The organism is Pedobacter sp. NO84 (assembly GCF_059703915.1).
On sequence record NZ_AP046575.1, the window covers coordinates 1378325 to 1395438 of the forward strand.

Consider the following 17114-nt stretch of genomic DNA (forward strand, 5'->3'; position numbering starts at 1 on the left):
ACACATGAATAAAAATAACTATGCAGTAATAATGGCTGGTGGCGTCGGAAGTAGGTTTTGGCCAGTGAGCAGAACCTCATTTCCAAAACAGTTTATCGACTTTTTTGGGGTTGGCAAAACACTTATCCAAAGTACTTACGAGCGGTTTTTACAAATCTGTCCATCAGAAAATATTTTCATCGTTACCAATGATATTTATGTTGATCTAGTTAAGCAACAGCTCCCTAACATCGGTTCTAACCAGATTTTGGCAGAACCCATTATGCGTAATACCGCTCCCTGCATCGCTTATGCGTCTACGAAAATTGCTAAATTAAATCCTAACGCGGTAATTGTTGTGGCTCCTTCTGATCATACTATTGCTAATCAGAATGGATTTATCCAGGCTATAGAACAGTCTATGGAGGCTGCAGCTAAAAACAAGTGCTTGGTTACCTTGGGTATTAAACCAAACAGGCCTGATACGGGGTATGGTTATATTCAATATGCGGAAGAAACACTCAGTTCAGACCCACAAATCCATAAGGTTAAAACTTTTACCGAAAAACCAAACTTAGAGCTCGCACAATCTTTTATTCAGAGCGGCGATTTTTTATGGAACGCTGGGATATTTATATGGACGGCGAAATCAATTAATCAGGCATTTGAGAAACACCTTCCCGATATGCACGAAATATTTCAACAGGGAAACGCTTTTTATAACACTCCGAAAGAAGTAGAATTTATCGCGAATGCTTATCTGCAGTGCATCAATATTTCGATTGATTTTGCCATTATGGAAAAAGCAGAAAATGTATATGTGCTGCCTGCTGATTTTGGCTGGTCTGATTTAGGAACCTGGGCATCTATTTACGAAATGGCCGAAAAAGATTACGTAGGCAATGCTGTAATGCCCGCAGACCATGTGATGATGTTCGATTCGTCTAATTGTATGGTAAATGTGCCCAGTAAAAAACTGGTGATTTTGCAGAGCTTACACAATTATATCGTTGTCGAATCAAACAATACACTAGTTATCTGTCCCCGTTCTGAAGAACAGAACATCAAAAATATAGTAGCCGATGTGAAGGTGAAGTTTGGGAATAAATATATTTAGAGCGTGGAGCGAAGAGCGTGGAGCGATTTGTTTAACTTGAACGCAAGTTTGAGTCATGCAATATGCATCCCGTCAATACTCACTACTCACTACTCAATACTACTGTCTCTGTCGCACTGCCTCATACAAAATTACCCCCGCCGAAACAGAAACGTTTAACGATTCTATTTTCCCTGCCATAGGAATTTTGGCCAGGTAATTGGCTACCCTTAAGAGCTCGTTAGAAATCCCTTCATCCTCTGAGCCCATAATGATCGCGGTTGGCAAGGTATAATCGGGCGTGTAAATAAGATCGTTTGTTTTTTCTGTGCAGGCTACAAGCTGTAAACCACTGTCTTGCAGAAACAAACAGGTTTTATGCAGGTTAGCATGTCTACAAATCGGAATATTAAAGAGTGCTCCTGCTGAAGTTTTAATGGCATCAGCATTAATTTGAGCCGCATTTTTTAAAGGAACAACGATGGCATGTACTCCCACACAAGCGGCAGTACGAGCAATAGCGCCCATATTTCTCACATCGGTAACACTATCCAATACTAAAATTAATGGTGTTTCTCCACGCTCAAAAACTGCCGGAACTATATCTTCAATATTTTGGTAAGTGATTGGGGATATTACCGCAATTACCCCTTGATGGTTTTTCTGCGACATGCGATTTAATTTTTCTATCGGCACCGCGCTGAGGGGAATTAATGTACCGTTAAGCAAGGTTTTCAATTCGGTAAAAAGATCGCCAGATAGGCCACGCTGTAAATAGATGGTTTCGATATCCCTTCCGGCTTTAATCGCTTCGATTACTGCTCTAATCCCAAAAACAAATTCGTTATTCTCTTTTGCACGCTGTGGTCTTCTAAAATTATCCATGGTTACAAAAGTAGGAAAAATTAGGCATGGAGCATGGGGCAAAGAGCTATATTGTATCATAGTAATTTCCCAGCTCCCTACCCTATGCTCTCCGCTCCATGCTTTCCACAAGGCTCACTTTGTCAATCTTTTTTTAGATTGACAAAGTTGATAGGATAAATACTTAAACTTTAACAATAGTTAAGATTGTCGTTGTTCATTCTATAGTGTATTTTTCATCTAATAGGAGTTTACCGTTGGCATGAAAGTTTATAAATTGATCTCTATTACCAAACCAATCTATCACTTCCTTTCTTTTTAGATGGCTGGACTTATCACTTAAAATACCATGATAAGAACTCCACTTCCAATTCCTGAAGTCGCTAATTAGCTTGTGTTTTTGAGGATTAGAATGAATATAATAGATAATCTGTGTTAAATAACTATCACTAGTAATTAATGCCCGTTTGAACGGAGTTTGAAATAATGTCCCGGATCTGTTATGTTGCTTATTGAAGGATAACGCATAGCTTTGAAAAAAAATTCTAAACTGCTTACTAACTATTTCATGGGCAGAAACATTTATATCTATTCTATTCGAAATTTTATAATTTGTTAAATCTTCCAAAATCCGAATTAAAAAATGAAAGTGGTTGTCTAATAAACAATACGTATATACCTCAATCACATCGTTTAAGTAACGGCTAAACTTCTTCATGAAATAAAGGTAATTATCATCGTTTTTGAACATTGGTTTTTTATCAATTGTGCGGTTATAAATGTGATAGAAATTTCCTTCTTCAAATTTTGTAAAATAGTGCTGTTCTTTGGCCATGAGCTAATTTAACGCTAAAACTTTGACAATCTGCAAAAGATTGTCAAAGTATAGTTTTGGCTAAAATTTGGCGTCAATAATTATCCAGCTGTTGTTTTTTTTAACTCATTGTTTGGTATTTATAGCCCTAGGCATGTCACTGTAAGTCCTAGGCCCCATGCTCTATGCTTATCCACACCACCTCTAAAAACTTATCCACAAACAACGTAAAACTTATTAAAACAAAAGCTTATCTTTTAATTACTTTTGTTTCATGATTACGGATAACGATTCTCAAGGACAAGGAAAATTCTCTACTTCGGCTAGAAAAGCACGCTTAAGCACTTCAATGAATACAATGGGCAAAATACCGCCTCAGGCTATTGATTTGGAGGAAGCTGTTTTAGGTGCGCTGATGCTTGAAAAGGATGCTCTATCTACCGTAATCGATATTTTAAAACCAGAAGTATTTTACCAAGAGGCGCATAAAAAAATATTTGAAGCCATTCAGCAATTGTTTCAAAAATCAAAACCTGTTGATATCTTAACCGTTACTTCCGAAATGCGCTCGCAGGGAACATTAGAAATTGTAGGCGGGGCTTATTACATCACAAATTTAACCAATCGTGTTGCCTCTGCGGCAAATATAGAATACCATGCGAGGATTATTTCACAAAAATATATTCAGCGTGAACTGATTAGGATCTCAACCGAAATTATCACTAATGCTTACGAAGATACCACTGATATTTTTGATCTTTTAGACCATGCAGAAAAAAACCTGTTTGATATTGCCCAGAACAACCTGCGAAGAGATACGCAAAAGATGGACGAAATTATCAAACAATCTTTGGCTACGCTCGAAGAATTGCGTACAAAAACAGATGGCTTAACCGGAGTTCCTTCAGGATTTACCGATTTAGACCGGATAACCGGTGGATGGCAAAAATCTGATTTGGTGATCATAGCTGCCCGTCCGGCGATGGGTAAAACCGCTTTTGTATTAACCTGTGCACGTAATGCAGCGGTAGATTTTAAAAAACCCGTGGTTGTTTTCTCATTAGAGATGTCGTCTGTACAGTTGGTTAATCGTTTAATTTCTGGGGAGACCGAAATTGAGCAGGAAAAGATCAGAAAGGGAAACCTGGCCGAGTGGGAATGGCAACAACTGCACAGTAAAATAGGAACATTAACAGAAGCTCCTCTCCTGATTGATGATACCCCTGCCTTAAATATTTTTGAATTTAGGGCAAAATGTAGAAGATTGAAGTCGCAGTACGATATTCAAATGGTAATTATCGATTACTTGCAGTTAATGCACGGTAAGGGCGAAGGCCAAAGTGGTGGGGGAAACCGTGAGCAGGAAATTGGTAGCATTTCTAGGGCATTAAAATCGGTGGCCAAAGAATTGGATGTTCCTGTTTTGGCACTTTCACAATTAAGTAGAGCGGTTGAAAACAGACCTGGTCCGAATGGGAAAAGGCCTTTATTATCCGATCTGCGTGAGTCAGGCTCAATTGAGCAGGATGCCGATATGGTATTGTTCTTGTATCGCCCTGAATATTATGGTTTAACAGAAGATGAGCAAGGCCGATCTTTAGCGGGTGTGGGTGAAGTAATTATTGCCAAGCACAGAAACGGGGAAACCGGGATTGTACCGCTACGTTTCATCGGAAAATATGTAAAATTTGCCGATCTGGAAGAAAGTTTTATGCCTCAAAACAGTTTTTCAGAGAGCAGCCTCGCCCCTTCTCAAAATTTCGAAAAACCTTCAGGAAATGTAATCATCAGACCATCAAGCATGAATGATATGCTTGAGGATGAACCGCCTTTTTAGGGATGCCTGCCTGCCGACAGGCCGGGAAGATGGAAAATGTAAAATGGAAGATAGAAGGATTTAATCCTTGCTACTATTTGTACCTTAGCCAGAAAGGAAGAGGTAGATATTTTGGTCTTTAAATAATTTCATACTGAGCTTGCAACTGCTCGTCTTTGCGAGGCACGAAGCTCCGCAGGAGTGCATATGGTACAATCTCCTTGCTGCTGCAAGTGCCCTTAGTAGCGGAAAGATGTAGGGTTAATTTAATCTTTAAATAATGTCACACTGAGCGTAGTCGAAGTGGATATGCTCAAACGGGAAGTATTTTATGGGCAGAACACTGCAAGCACAATTAAATTTCTAATTTTCTTCCATAAAAACAATACAAAATACGAAATAGAAAATGTGCGCTAACTTTTTAATTTTTAATATCTTATTCCATATTTGTTGGAATTCTTAATTTCGCCTATTTAAGAGTTATGTGCAATACTAGGCCCATACCTGACAACATGGAAAAACCATCAATCTTAAAAATAAAAACTCTTACAGCAGAATGGTGTGATAAAGACATTATCTTATTACATGCATGTTTTCAATTACTAACAGACTTTGTTGAAAATGAAAATGCCTTTACTTCTCATGTTGATTGGGAAAACGACGAATTGCATAAAGAAGCCAAACGTGAAATTCAAGTACTATACAATTGGTGGACAACAAGAAAAACATTGGACTGCCTAGATAGCATTAACGATCTAGAGAAAGAACAATTGGAGAAGATAATGCAATGCTTATTCGATTAGTTAATGTGCGGAAATTTTTATGGACATAAGTATTAAACTACATATAACAGCGGTTTGCCAAAATTGGTGGAGAAATTAACTTTAGCTTGTTATATTGTATAGAAATTTAACTCAAGCCCACCAAGCTACGCCAAGCCCGGGGCGTTATATGCAACTCGTGACGCCCTGTAAGAACGCCTATGAAAAAATTCAAAATATTTACGTTTATAATATCATTGACAATTATTATAATTCTGTTGATTCCGTCTTTCTTTGGAGCTTGGGCAGAAGAGGAAGGAACTGCTGGTTCTAGTGTTCTGGTTATAATGCTTTCCCAAATATTCTCAGTATTGAGATTTCCCACCCATACCTTACTCTGGTCATTTTTTAGTGAGAATGGTGTATTGTTTTATTTTACTGGGTTGCTCTTAAATTGTATGTTTTATGCATTGTTGGCTGAAAGAATAATTTTCATATTTAAAACTAAATCAGCAAGTAAAATCTAGGGCATGAATTGTTAGGCTGCACATAACAAAGGTTTTGCAAAATTGGCGGGAATTCATTTTCAACCTGTTCTATTGCATTAGAATTAAATATAACCGCCAACTTTCCCACGCCCCGGAGCGTTATGTGCAATTCTGGGTGCATACCTACAATAACCAATAACAATTGCCCATTAATAACGAGATGAAACAAAAACAAATTGAAAACTGGCTCAAAATTGGGTTCACAGCTTCTTCCGATCGAATACAAGAAATATTCTACTTTGATAAGCGTGACGTACAATTCTTTTCTATTCTAGTTACTGATTATTTTCTATTTGATGAAAATTTCGATGTAAATGAGGATACGACAGCAAGTTATTCCGCTAATACGTTGGTTTTGTTGGCAGATCGAATTCAAAGAATTGAACATAACGATGATACAATACTTGCATTGCCAAGATTAGGAGAGCTTGAAGACGAGGAACAGCTACAAGGAAAAATAGATTCTTTCATTAATCTAAATGCAATTAACATTGCAAACGCTTCAATATGGGAGGTTGACGAATCAGGAGATATAACAATAAATATCGCGGCGGAAAAACAAGGAAAACCATGGTGGCAATTTTGGGGATAGCCAACTGCACATAACAAAGGTTTTACAAAATTGGCGGAAATTTATCTTCAACCTGTTATATTGTATAGAAATTTAACGCGAGCCCACCAACTTCGGCAAGCGCCGTGGTGTTATGTGCAACTCTGGGTGCATACCGATAACGTGCCAATACAACATTAAAATGATAATTTTCAATCTTAAAGAACATTTAGAAGTTAATGCCGATTTTCAAGGATTTTGCCTGTCGGAATTTAATTTTGAAAGTGATCAAGCGACAAATGGACAAATTTTAAATGCCTTTCTTAATTCAACTAGTTTTAATTATGATAGTCTTCCAAATGTAGTAAAAGAGAACCCTGAAGAAAAACAATACCTTAAACCGCTTTTTAAATCAAAGGAAATATCTTCTAGCGATTTTAAAAGATTTGAAAAATCAGGCATTGCAAAATTTCTTATTGACTTTTTAAATCAACCTGATTGGGGCGAAGATAGAATGGGATTTTCTAATTTATTGGATAAGTACTTTGAAATCCACAAAAATTACGATGAAAGTGATTTCTATTTAATCAACAAAGAATGGTTCAATGCTAAGGATCAAAAAATAAGACAATCAGAATTTGAAATTTATAGTTATTACTTCTTAATTGTCTATATAAATAAATTTAAAGGGATATTGGCAATAACAGAATGGACATACGATTAAACAAGCTATCTGCACATAACAAAGGTTTTGCAAAATTGGCGGGAAATTCATTTTCAACCTGTTCTATTGCATTAGAATTAAACATAACCGCCAACTTCCCCACGCCCCTGAGCGTTACGTGCAATTCTGGGTGCATACCTCTCAAGGTGCAAACCGTTCCAATTTTTTATGCAAACTGTCGACACTTTTATTGTGCCAACAGTTTTAGGATAACTATTCCGTTTCTAGGTTGATAATCAGTTGCCCTTTCTTTTTTCCCAAACAAAAACATGGTCTTTAACATTGAACCCAAGCTTTCGTATCCACTCGCCCTGTAGCAAAATTACTGGAATTGTATCTGTACAGCCTGCTTTGTAGGAAATCTTGAGTCTTCGCATTCCATTTGGGAGTTTAGGTTTTCTTGGCTCGCAAGCATCGCATTTACAGATTTGGTTAGGTTGAAGTTCTTGGATAACTTTCCGTTTCCTTTGAGAACCTTCTGTTTGATTTTTCGAATTATGCATTTTTGAAAAATAAAAGCCTAGGTCGTCGGAAAACCGAAAGATAACCGGACTTACACTGGGTCGCCTAGGATATTGTAAATAAAATTGTTGCTAGATTGCTCCAACGAATTATGCATTATAAAGATTAGAATAATATTTTAATTAGTCGGAGATAAACGGATAAAATCAGGTAATTCTACTTGGTTTTATTTTAGAGAAATATATTTACATTTATATAAAATGTAAATATATACTTAACGCTCTTTATCTTATGTCAGAAAATATAAAACTGGAAGTTAAAAACTCGCTCTCCATCAAGCCATACTAACTTAAATCAAAAAAGAATGAGGTGCTATTAAAGCGCGAATTTCAATCTGTCTAGATTGTTTCGCAGTTTTAGAAAGCATTCTTGATGAAAGTTATATACCCTGATAGAAACCATGATCATCCTGAACGATATTAGAGAATGTTGTAAAGCAGAAAATTATAAAATTACTTATTTAAGTAATTGGTCTTTCACTTTAAAAATGATATCTGAAAAAATAACTTTTTGAAATATGAATATTGATTTTACAAACTTAAAAATGAGAGAATACTTTGAGCCTCTCGAAGAAAAACCTGACCGTTCGTTTGTTGATGTAGCAAACAAAATTGAAAGAGATGCAAAAATTGAAAATCATCCATTCTTTGCTAGCGCAAAGAATAGTCGTAATGCAATGATTCTTTGGACAAGTCAAGAAGCAATTGTTACAAATCCTTTTTCTCAAATTTTATTTCAATTAATTAGTAATGTAAAAAATGTTCATGTGCGTTCTATACTTATACCAGTTGTTGGCGGCGAACACAGTAAAGTAAAAGAAGGAACAGCAAGTAAATCGCATCCTTGGTTGATTTGGAGATTATGCCGTTCATTAGACATTAAAGCAGAGGATATCAAACCAACACAGGCAATTATTGATTTTATAAAAATCCTTTCCAATTCTGCTAAAAATCCTATGTATGGTTTAGGGGTTCTAGGGATTGGAAATGAGTTAATGCTTTTGGCAGAATATTCCGCAGTTGAAGCTTGTTTTGATGTTGCCTGTCCCGAAGCAGATTATAAAGATTTTTTACATGCTAACATTGAAGAAGATGAAGTTCATTCACGGCTTATCGGGGATGCTGCTGCTTCATTAGCTGCTTTGGGTTTTGACAAAAACGACTTTTTAAGGGGCGCTAAGGATGGAGTATTTGCACGAGTTTCTTACTATGATTCACTACTTAAAGAAATAAGAAAATAAAATCAAACAATATGGAAAAAAATAAAATTCTTATAACTGGTACAAGCGTTAGAGTTGATTTACTTCAACCACTTGTAGAGGCTGGCTTTGAAGTTGAAAATCCAACCCATCTTTTGACTGAAGCAGAATTAAAAGAATATTTAAAAACATCTGCTGGCTACCTTTTAGGTGGTGATGAGTTTGCTAGTAAAGAGGCACTCTCAACAGCAGACGGTTTAAAAGTTATTGCCTTTCTTGGCATGGGGTACCAATCATTCATTGATATCGACGGGGCAAATGAAAAAGGCATTCCAGTAACCTATACGCCAGGAACACTTAGCAACTCAGTTGCAGAGTTTACAGTTGGTTTGTTATTGAACAGCACCCGTAAATTATATAGATATGCTATTGATAATTCAAAAGGACACACTGGGCATGAAGAAAAACAGCACGACATTTCAGCCTTACATATTGGTATTATTGGCTTAGGTGGTATCGGAACTAGAATAGCAGAGATTCTTAGAAATGGTTTTAGTGCTAAGGTGAGTTATTTTTCAAGAACAAGAAAAGAGAGTGAAGAAAAAAGATTAAGTATTACTTATATAGCACTTGATCAGCTTTTAAGTGAAGTTGATGTGTTAATTCTAATGACACCCAATACACAACAGACAACAGGAATGATTGGGCAAGCACAAATTAACAAAATGAAAAAGGGAGCAACTGTTATTAATACTGCACGACCTGAGATTATTGATGCAAACGCATTATTAGCTGGACTTGAAGCGGGGCAAATTGAATACGCGGCACTTGATGGATTTTATGAAGGTACAACAGCTGAATTAGAAAAGTTAAAAAGTTTAATTCCTCAAAAACTTATGGTTACTGGACACATTGCATCACTTACCCATGAAGCCCGTGACGGTATGGCGAAATTGGCCACACAATCAATAATCAATATTATTAATACTGGAAATGATAAGTATATAGTAAACAATAAATAATTTCATTAACCTTTCCAACTTCTAGCAGTTTAAAATGAAAAAGCGTGAACTTATCTCATGGTTACTATGCGTATTGCTATTCTTAGCATTGTGCTATTTGGTTATGTTACAAGCTTGGGGCTTAACTTTATTTGGCAGAGTAATCGACCATTCTAGTTTTGGGACATGGGGACAAACGGTTTCAGCTATTGGAACCACAATAGCTTTCTTAATTGGTTTAGCTAATCTAATTACTGTAAGAAGCAATTACCAAGCAGGTGAAGACAGAAGAAAAGAAGAAGATGAAACTTCCGTATTTATTTGGTTAATTCCAATAGAAGACAGAGATGAAGCAACAGACGAGCATGTAGGTTGGCAATGGACGATCAATATTCTTAACGCCACAAAATCTCCTATTTATAACTGGACAATTAGTTTTGAAGGAGAAGAAAATCATTTATGTAATTTTCAAAAAAAACCTCTGTTGCCAAATGAAAATCCTTTTAATCTTCCATTTTTTGATGAAATTGAACCAAGCAACTCGCCATATGCTAAGATTGTATTTGAATCCAAATCGGGTAATTTTTGGAGTAGAACAGTTAAGGGTGAACTCCTAAAGGTAACTAACAAAGAAATCATTTGTAATCATGCTTCCTAAATCATTTAAGCAATATGGCAGAAGATAATAAAAAGAGACGGCCTGACGAATACAAAGTTAACAAAGTCCCATCTATAGAAAAAAAGAACCGAATCATTTCAACAGGACTATCAAAATACTTTCAAGCAGTAACTAAAAAACTAGATTCTTTAGAGTTTGGTGACCCTTCCGATTATTTGAGAAGTGTTCACAAAATTGATGTTACAAAAACTACTTTAGGTTTAATATGGGTTCCACCCGTTTTTAAAAAATTTGACGGCAGACAAGAAGATGTAGCTTTCAATGAATTTATAAATGAATCAGTTCCCCAACTAATTCTTGCTGACCCAGGTTGTGGTAAATCAACGTTATCGAGATTTCTCACTTGCGACTATATAAAAAAGTATATTTCAAATGAACAGGACTATTTTGGAATATTTGTACCATTAAGTATTTTCAATAAGCCTGAAGGTAATATAGGAGATGAAATTGCGTTTTGTGCAGCAGAATTTGTTAACTTAGAAAAGGATAAAGAAGTCCTAATCGAACTTTCAAAAAACATACTTAGTGCTTGCATAATTTTTGATGGATTTGACGAATTACCTTCTAGTCCTTCAAATAGAACAACGGAAAATCGATTTGCCATCAGAAGTGAAGTAGTAACATTTATCAATAATCTTGAAACCAATGCATATATTATCTCCAATGGAAACGTGGTGCAACGATATATTGTATTATGTAGAAGGGTTGACTATAATGGATATGATGAAAACAGCAAGCTAAGGATTCAAACTAGAATAATGACTGAATTTTCTTCTGATCAAATGAAAGAAGCAGTTGTAAATTGGCATAGTGCAGCTATCGAAAAAATAAGAACACTCGATAATAATCATAGTGAAGTTCCAAATATCTCAACAAGACAGATTGAGATTCTAAGTGTATTGCGAGAACATTCTGACTTAGCGAAAATATGTCAAACTCCGTTCATGCTAAATGCCTTTCAAACAGTTAATCAAAATGCCAAGGATTTGCCTACTTCCGTTAGTAAACTATGTTGGAGAGCTATTTATTGGTTTTTTATTGATAAACACTTTGAACGTGAAATCGTAGCATTGGTTAAGGATTTTAAAGAATGTATTTTATCAGCTATCGTTGAAATTGGTTCTCAAATCCATGATAGAGAGGTTAACAGTAAGACTACTCGTTTTACAAAACATGAGTTAAGAGCAATTATAGAGAAAAGTTTTAAGGTAAGTAAGTTAGATAAAAAGTTTGACCAATCTGAATTTGAAAATAGCATAACAAAAGTGCATCTTTTCTTAATGCGTGGACATGGCATATTAGTAAATCGTTCAAGTAATGACGAAGTCGAATTTGACTTTGTTCATAATGTATTTAGAGAGGTTGCCGCAGGCCGATGGTTATTAAATAAACGGATAAATGAACTTAGTAGCTACGCATTGAATAGTGGTTGGCATAATCCAATCAGGTATTGGGCAGGTTTTAAATCAACTGAAACCGGAGAAGGGCTTTATACTATAAGTTCGTTTGTATATCAATTATCACAACCAAATTATAAAGAAAATATTGCTGCTATTACAGCTTGTGCTGAAATGTTAGTTGAGGTAGTTTGTTGTGTAAAATCTGATGATATCACGCAAGACATTAAAGATCATATTGAAAATATAAGTAATAAGTTATGTGAATTACTTGCAAAAAACAATCTTTCTCTTGTGCAACGAATTAGAATTGGAGACTTACTTTCAATTCTTGGTGACCCAAGACTTTTACTACCTATTGAAAAAAGAATAACACAAATCCCAACAGGAACATATAGCGTAGGCCGTTCAGAAATTCATAAGACAAGTATTAGTAAAAAGTATGAAGATTGCCCAGCTACCCCTATTACATCTGGAGCATTGAATGAATATAGCTTAGGAAATTATCTAGTGACAAATAAAGAGTTCAATGAGTTTATAAAGGCTGATGGATATCAGACTGAGAAATATTGGACTGATTCAATTGGTTGGAAATGGGCTCAGGGTGACGAAATAATATTAGAACACCTTGTTACTGAAGCCAAGAAAGTTGGTAGACTACATTTAACTAGTGAGCTAGCAGGTAACATGGTTTTAGCTACCCAAATTGATGAAAGGTGTGTTCAGACAATTAGAAGAAATCTTCCAATGTATTGGTCAGATCCTGCCTTTAATCGTCCTAATCAGCCAATTGTTGGAATCAATTGGTGGGAGGCAACTGCATATTGTAATTGGTTAGAAGAAATGCTTAAAAAGGATGATAATATTTCAAAATCAAAAAATATAAGATTACCAACTGAGGCAGAATGGGAAACAGCAGCAAGATTATGTGGAGATGGAAATGACTACGCTTGGATTGATGGAGAACCTTTCAATTCTGCTTTAATTAAAAGTGCATTTAACAGAGAAGGTGAGTCTTCTTTTCTATCTGCACATATTAGGTCGTGCGGTGTAGGGCTTTTTGATTTCTTACAGACAAAGTTACCCATCTCTGACCTTGTTGGAAATGTATGGGAATGGACTGCATCAAAGGTCCATAAATATTCTGCAAGTAGTTTTAATCAAGCAATTGAAGTAACAGGAATGGAAGATAGGATTGCAAGAGGTTCTTCATGGCTTTCATCAGAGGAAGAATCATCCCAAATTACTTTTAGAAGTTATGATCCACCGTACAATGCATACAGTGATTTAGGATTTCGTATCGTAATATATTGATCCAAAATAGAAGTAGAATTTGAAATATTAAAATAAAATATCAAGATGTTTGCTCAATTAAATTTGCGCAACTTCTGATGACAGCAATACTTTATTTTTTGCAATGAATCTCCAAGTGTATTTACCTCGAAGAAGCAAAATAAGTTCATTTACAAATATATTTTAAAGCATTCAAATCATATATATGTCAACAGTTAATCCCAAAAAAAAAATCGCTATTGTAGGTGGTGGAGTTATAGGACTTACTTGTGCGGATGTTTTAGCACCTGATTATGATGTAACAATTATTGCGGACAAAATTGGAGTTAAAAGCGATTCTCACAAAGCAACTGCAATTTGGCATGTGTATTTAGTTCCAGAAACAGAATTAACTTTAAGTTGGGCTCAATACACTTTAGAAAAATTGTGTAATTTATCATTGATAGGTAAAAACACAGGTATTGAACTTGTAAAAGGTATTGAGCTTTTTAGAAATAGTCGACCAACAATTCCGACTTGGTCACACATTCCATCGCTTTTCAAGTTGCTTTCTGTTGATGAAATTGCAACGTTCAATGACTATAGAAATTTTAATCTAACATCAGAAGAAATTTTTTCTTTAAAGAAGAAACCTGTATTGTGGGGCTACCATATACAAGCACCAGCAGCAGATATGATGAAATATTTATCTTGGCTCGAAAGCAAAGTTTTAGCTATTGGCGTCAAAATAATTGAGAAACGTATTGAAAAATTAGATGAAATTGCAGACAGCTTTGATTTAATAATTAACTGTTCGGGTTTTGGTGCAAGAGAATTAGTTAAAGATTCAGATTTTCAAGTTTACAAAGGGCAATACTTTGTAATCAAAGGTAATGACAGTTCACCAAAAACATATATAGGTGATGACGACCATCCGAGAGGCATGGCCTACATGATTCCTAGATTAGGAGAGGTATTGATTGGAGGTTGCGCAGAAAAAAATCTTGAAGATTTAGAATTGACTTTGACATGGGACGAAACAGTGAAACGAGCAGGACTTTATATTCCATGGCTTAAACAATGTTTACCTACAGAGCAAGTAATAAAGCCAGTGGTTGGAATTCGTCCATGTAGAATTTCAGGAGTTCGTTTGGAGTTGGACGAAATTTCTACTTCTATTCCAGTAATTCACAATTATGGACATGGAGGTTCAGGATTTAGTTTATCATGGGGATGTGCAGAAGCAGTAATGAACATCGTGAAAAGACTGCACATAAAAAACCCTATCCCACGCTTATAGCCTGCCACTAACAGGGGTTTGGCAAAATTTGGTGGAAGTTCATCTTTGACCGTTCAAGTTTTCTCGTAACTTTACTCGAGCCACCAAGCTTCGCCAAGCCCAGTGACGTTGGGTGCAATGCTGGGCGTATACCCCTCATCTTGCAAACCTGCAAAATCTCAATGGTGATCATCCATTAAAATCGGAGACCCTTTATTGCGCAAACCGGTATTATTCTAAAAATGTGCCAGCATTTAGCTTACCTTTCTGTATAATAAATATGTTATGTAGATTTATGCCAATATGTCTCTCAAATGGAAACCCTAGAAAATTCTGAAAAAGCTGTATTTACAATAAAGCGTGGACCTATAGACAGCAAACTAAGGGAGCTGATTATCCATCCAGAATTTATACAGTTTGAATCAGGAAATGGAACTTCAGACCGATATATAAAATTTGATAAAGCATCAATCAAGGAATATCGTTTTGGCGTAAAGTGGATTAATGGATACAAGTTTACCATTGGAAGGGAATATCAAATATTCATCAGGGATAATGAGGACAAAGTCTTAAAACTTAATTTTAAAAGCTTTTATGGAATAAAGAAAATTGCTTCTCATAATCTCTATGCAGACATATTAAGCAAACTTTGGGACTTTTATTTTCGTGACATTGCAAATGGCTATCTTCAAAAATTTTGGGACAATCAAGAATTTAGAATCTGTGATGTAACATTTAATAGAGAAAATCTAAGCTTAAAAAATAAAGGGATTTTAAAGGAAGAAATTAAAGAAATTGAATGGAATAAAGTCCAAACTAGAGATTACCAAACTTATTTTGCAATCTACTCAACAGACGATCCTGTAAATAAAAACAAAATATTTAACTACCTAAACGATTGGAATACTGATATCCTTCACAGCGTAGTGAGAACAATTGTAAAGAACATTGAAACCGAAACGAGCTAGCCTGCATATAACAAGGGTTTGGCAAACCGGAGCCGCAGGCGTAGCTCTACGAAGTAAAAATTGGTGGAAGTTCTTCTTTGACCGTTCAAGTTTTCTAGTAACTTTACTCGAGCTACCAAGCTTCGCCAAGCCGGAACGTTAGGTGCAACTCTGGGCGCATACCCCATGGTGCAAACCTGCAAACTTATAAGCAACCTGCCGAGATTTGCCGACAGGCTTTTTGCTTATGCCTGCTCAACTTCATTATCAATTTTCCCTTCTTCGCTGAAACTAAAGACCACTCTTAAACACAAACTGCACCTAACAAGGATTCCTATGTATAACAGTTTTCCTAGAACCGAGTAATAATTCATTTCTGTTATTCCAATAAATGGACATTTGGGGGGGCTAAATTAATGCTCCTCAAACCTCGGTAATTTTAAAGACCAGGCTGCCCTGCCCGCAGGCAGGCAGGTATGTGTGGCTGTTTAAGATAAACACTACAAACACCCGATGGTTATAATACAGCTACATGCTGGGCAATGCTCTCTACCGCTAATATCGGGACCACTACCTTTGTTGCATTATGAATCTTTATTTTTTTGATGCCGTAGGGTTTACTAAGGTAACCTCCCAGCCCATCTGCAGGAAATACCCTGCACCATAGCCACAGTACACCATGCATCGTTGGTAAGGCTAACTCATGTTCGGGAACGTTCCAAACTACGTGACCGTAGACAGCCTCGGGGTCTGCGGGAATTGTAAAACTCTTAAGGTCTTAACGCTATGCAAATGAACCGACTAACTTTTCTTGTGAATGTCAATGCCAATGAATAGCTTTGGTAAAGCAGTAGTTTCTGTTGCCATATTTCAATTGTTTTGGTAGCTAATTAACGTTAGACCACATCTTTTTTGATGAACAGGATTACTGCTTTACATGGGTGCTTGCAAAATTGGCAGAAATTCAAACTCAAACGATCATTTTTTATTACATAATCAAAACTTATGCCACAGTCGGATTCTAACTGGCAAATAAAATTACTTCCCTTTATGCAAATTATCATCATTTTGCTTACAGTTTTTTATCTCGCCGCTTCTGTTTACCAATTTAATTCTCTTTCTCAAAAAAATAAGCAAAGTGACAAAATCGATATCAACAAATTTTTAGACAAATACACGATCGACAATGCCCTTGCAAAACCCTTATCAAAAGAAGATAAGCAATGGCTTGCCCAGTGCTATTTTGAATCTTATGTAGTAGAAGCAAGGCAGCAAAATGCAGAATACTTAATGACAAGTCGCACATGGATTAAGTATCTAGGTTTTGTAACTGGAATGATCCTGTGCATTGTTGGGTCTATATTTATTCTTGGCAAGCTTAGCGATAAAGAATCAAATGCATTTAATGCTGGCTCGGGTAGTTCTAAATTTGGATTGCAATCTCATTCGCCTGGAATAATCATTGCTGGTTTTGGCACACTGCTTATACTATCTACGATCTTTACACATCAGTATATTGAAAAGACCGATACTTCCGTCTACTTTCCTACGCAAAAATTGGTTCTTTCTAAGTACCAAATTGATTCCCTAATTGAACGGTTATCAGGTGATTCAATTGGACATATAAAACCCGATACGGCAATTGAAGACCCATTTAAAAAATAAAC

The 17114-nt window shown here is 36.0% G+C and carries 15 protein-coding genes; 12 read left to right on the plus strand and 3 right to left on the minus strand.

Going from position 1 to position 17114, the window contains the following annotated elements:
* Nucleotides 1-4: 4 nt before the first annotated feature.
* Nucleotides 5-1096 (plus strand): mannose-1-phosphate guanylyltransferase, encoded by a 1092-nt coding sequence (locus AC6H0V_RS06020; protein ID WP_497562812.1) that lies wholly within the window; start codon nucleotides 5-7, stop codon nucleotides 1094-1096.
* Nucleotides 1097-1195: 99 nt separating this feature from the next.
* Here AC6H0V_RS06020 and rlmB read toward each other — a convergent pair whose 3' ends face one another.
* Both rlmB and AC6H0V_RS06030 read right to left on the minus strand, forming a co-directional pair.
* Complete coding sequence (rlmB, locus tag AC6H0V_RS06025) at nucleotides 1196-1960, minus strand: 23S rRNA (guanosine(2251)-2'-O)-methyltransferase RlmB (protein WP_497562813.1); 765 nt, start codon at nucleotides 1958-1960, stop codon at nucleotides 1196-1198.
* Nucleotides 1961-2156: 196 nt separating this feature from the next.
* Entirely contained in the window at nucleotides 2157-2774 is a 618-nt protein-coding gene (locus AC6H0V_RS06030; RefSeq protein ID WP_497562814.1) for a transposase, read from the minus strand.
* A gap of 253 nt (nucleotides 2775-3027) precedes the next feature.
* Between AC6H0V_RS06030 and dnaB the strand changes: the two genes are divergently transcribed.
* The 10 genes from dnaB to AC6H0V_RS06080 all read left to right on the plus strand — a co-directional run bounded on the left by dnaB (nucleotide 3028) and on the right by AC6H0V_RS06080 (nucleotide 15468).
* Nucleotides 3028-4590 carry a replicative DNA helicase gene (dnaB, locus tag AC6H0V_RS06035; RefSeq protein ID WP_497562815.1) on the plus strand — a complete coding sequence of 521 codons (1563 nt, stop codon included), beginning with the start codon at nucleotides 3028-3030 and terminating at the stop codon, nucleotides 4588-4590.
* A 491-nt stretch (nucleotides 4591-5081) separates the two neighbouring features.
* The gene (locus AC6H0V_RS06040) at nucleotides 5082-5372 is read left to right on the plus strand and encodes a hypothetical protein (protein ID WP_497562816.1); all 291 of its coding nucleotides are present in this window, start codon (nucleotides 5082-5084) and stop codon (nucleotides 5370-5372) included.
* A gap of 666 nt (nucleotides 5373-6038) precedes the next feature.
* Nucleotides 6039-6470: a hypothetical protein gene (locus AC6H0V_RS06045; protein ID WP_497562817.1), complete on the plus strand. Its 432-nt coding sequence runs from the start codon at nucleotides 6039-6041 to the stop codon at nucleotides 6468-6470.
* A 160-nt stretch (nucleotides 6471-6630) separates the two neighbouring features.
* Nucleotides 6631-7152, plus strand: coding sequence for a hypothetical protein (locus AC6H0V_RS06050; RefSeq protein WP_497562818.1), 522 nt, complete (start codon nucleotides 6631-6633; stop codon nucleotides 7150-7152).
* 1039 nt (nucleotides 7153-8191) lie between these two features.
* Complete coding sequence (locus tag AC6H0V_RS06055; RefSeq protein WP_497562819.1) at nucleotides 8192-8914, plus strand: iron-containing redox enzyme family protein; 723 nt, start codon at nucleotides 8192-8194, stop codon at nucleotides 8912-8914.
* 11 nt (nucleotides 8915-8925) lie between these two features.
* The gene (locus tag AC6H0V_RS06060; protein WP_497562820.1) at nucleotides 8926-9894 is read left to right on the plus strand and encodes a 2-hydroxyacid dehydrogenase; all 969 of its coding nucleotides are present in this window, start codon (nucleotides 8926-8928) and stop codon (nucleotides 9892-9894) included.
* Between the two features lie 34 nt (nucleotides 9895-9928).
* On the plus strand, nucleotides 9929-10531 hold the full coding sequence (locus AC6H0V_RS06065; protein ID WP_497562821.1) for a hypothetical protein: 603 nt from the start codon (nucleotides 9929-9931) through the stop codon (nucleotides 10529-10531).
* 14 nt (nucleotides 10532-10545) lie between these two features.
* The gene (locus tag AC6H0V_RS06070) at nucleotides 10546-13263 is read left to right on the plus strand and encodes an SUMF1/EgtB/PvdO family nonheme iron enzyme (protein WP_497562822.1); all 2718 of its coding nucleotides are present in this window, start codon (nucleotides 10546-10548) and stop codon (nucleotides 13261-13263) included.
* Between the two features lie 184 nt (nucleotides 13264-13447).
* Nucleotides 13448-14521, plus strand: coding sequence for an FAD-dependent oxidoreductase (locus tag AC6H0V_RS06075; protein WP_497562823.1), 1074 nt, complete (start codon nucleotides 13448-13450; stop codon nucleotides 14519-14521).
* 293 nt (nucleotides 14522-14814) lie between these two features.
* Complete coding sequence (locus tag AC6H0V_RS06080; protein WP_497562824.1) at nucleotides 14815-15468, plus strand: hypothetical protein; 654 nt, start codon at nucleotides 14815-14817, stop codon at nucleotides 15466-15468.
* Nucleotides 15469-15964: 496 nt separating this feature from the next.
* On the opposite strand, the gene AC6H0V_RS06085 is transcribed toward AC6H0V_RS06080, so the two are convergent.
* Nucleotides 15965-16132: a hypothetical protein gene (locus tag AC6H0V_RS06085; protein ID WP_497562825.1), complete on the minus strand. Its 168-nt coding sequence runs from the start codon at nucleotides 16130-16132 to the stop codon at nucleotides 15965-15967.
* A 365-nt stretch (nucleotides 16133-16497) separates the two neighbouring features.
* Between AC6H0V_RS06085 and AC6H0V_RS06090 the strand changes: the two genes are divergently transcribed.
* Nucleotides 16498-17112, plus strand: a complete 615-nt coding sequence (locus AC6H0V_RS06090; RefSeq protein WP_497562826.1) for a hypothetical protein — start codon at nucleotides 16498-16500, stop codon at nucleotides 17110-17112.
* Nucleotides 17113-17114: the final 2 nt, after the last annotated feature.